This window comes from Halorubrum sp. CBA1125 (assembly GCF_009742825.1).
In the GTDB taxonomy this organism is placed as follows: domain Archaea; phylum Halobacteriota; class Halobacteria; order Halobacteriales; family Haloferacaceae; genus Halorubrum.
Window position 1 is genome coordinate 1 of sequence record NZ_WPCE01000370.1, and the last position, 1,220, is coordinate 1,220.

Genomic DNA, 1,220 nt, shown 5'->3' on the forward strand with positions numbered 1-1,220 from the left:
GGCGCTCGCCGGCGCGTGGCTCTGGACGATGGGGATGCACACCTTCTCTGCGATCCCCGACATCGAGCCGGACCGAGCCGCCGGGATCCGAACGACGGCGACGCTGCTCGGCGCGTCGCGGACGTACGCCTACTGCTTCGGCTGCTGGACCGCGGCGGCGGTCGCGTTCGCGGCGGTCGACGTCCGGCTCGGCGCGCTGCTCGGGGTCTATCCGGTCTTCGTGGCGTGGGTCGCCCGGTCGTCGGTCGCGGTCGACCGCGCCTACTGGTTGTTCCCGGCGCTGAACACCGCCGTGGGGGCGCTGTTGACGATGGGCGGGCTCTGGCGGATCTACCCGATCTGGGAGGTGACCGCGTGAGCGACCCGGACGGCACTGGATCGGCGAGGTCGTCGGACGCGGCCGGCCCGGCGGACCCGTCGGCGGGTTCGACGGATGCGACCGGCCCGGCAGAGCCGTCGGCGCGCTCGACGGACGCGTCCGACGCCGCCCGCGCGCCGCCCGCCGCCCGCCGCGACCGGCTCCCGGACACGCGCCGCGAGGCGGAGGCGCTGCTCGACCGGACCGTCCGGGAGAACCGGTTCACGATCGCCGTCCTCTTCCCGCTCGTCGGGGCGGTCGGGCTCGTCGGCAGCGCCGAGGGATGGGTGCCCGAGCCGCTCGCGTTCAACCCCTGGTTCGTGCTGTTCGGCGTGCTGGTGATGCGCTCGCCGCTCGTCGTCGGCGTGCTCCCGGCGGTCGACCGCCGGGCCGTCGGGTGGCTCGGCGTCCTGGTCGCGTACACCTACGCGATCGAGCTGGTGGCCGTCGCAACCGGGTGGCCGTACGGCTCGTTCGCGTACACCGTGAGCCTCGGTCCGATGCTCGGCGGGGTGCCGGTCGCGCTGCCCGTCTTCTTCATCCCGCTCGTGGTCAACGCGTACCTGCTCTGTCTGCTGCTTCTCGGTCCGCGAGCCGCGAGCGGGGGAGTCCGGTTGCTGACCGTGATCGGCGCGGTGCTCGCGATGGACGTCGTCCTCGACCCCGGCGCGGTCGCGCTCGGGTTCTGGGACTTCGGCGGGGGCGCGTTCTACGGGGTCCCGCTCTCCAACTACGCGGGGTGGGTGTTGTCGGCGGCGGTCGCCGTCGGGGCGCTCGACCGGGGGTTCGCGGCCGGGGCGCTCCGCGAGCGGTTACGGGACTGCGAGTTCGTGCTCGACGACATGGTGAGCTTCGTGATCCT

2 protein-coding genes are annotated in these 1,220 nt (G+C 73.8%); both read left to right on the top strand.

The window, feature by feature from the left end; translation table 11 throughout:
- A partial coding sequence (locus GJ633_RS16790) for a UbiA family prenyltransferase (protein WP_197431391.1) occupies positions 1–358 on the top strand: 358 nt, incomplete at its 5' end.
- A 191-nt stretch (positions 359–549) separates the two neighbouring features.
- A partial coding sequence (cruF, locus tag GJ633_RS16795) for a bisanhydrobacterioruberin hydratase (protein WP_156589662.1) occupies positions 550–1,220 on the top strand: 671 nt, incomplete at its 3' end.